This is a genomic window from Pseudoalteromonas sp. MER144-MNA-CIBAN-0113 (assembly GCF_040308965.1).
Classification (GTDB): domain Bacteria; phylum Pseudomonadota; class Gammaproteobacteria; order Enterobacterales; family Alteromonadaceae; genus Pseudoalteromonas; species Pseudoalteromonas tetraodonis.
Map to the genome: position 1 here is coordinate 1 of NZ_JBEOOG010000497.1, position 249 is coordinate 249.

Sequence of the window (249 nt, forward strand, 5' to 3'; positions counted from 1 at the left end):
GAGTAAATCATGTTTATTTAAACCATAATCAAGCAATGACTTTTCACACACGTAGATGTTTTCAACATCATAGATTTCGAGTGTTTTAATGTTTTTAAAAAAATCTTTTAATCCAATATTGTTTGGTTGTTGATGCTTTTTTAAAGCTAAAACGGCGGGGCCGCTAAACAACCAACTCACATTTTGGTCAACGGCAGCAAATATCAATGTCATATCAAGTGCATCACGAATATTTAAATCGTCAAATGG

1 protein-coding gene is annotated in these 249 nt (G+C 32.5%); it reads right to left on the reverse strand.

Going from position 1 to position 249, the window contains the following annotated elements; all coding sequences use genetic code 11:
- Positions 1-249: DsrE family protein (locus AAEY57_RS20665; RefSeq protein ID WP_350608743.1), on the reverse strand; the 249-nt coding region annotated here is incomplete at both ends.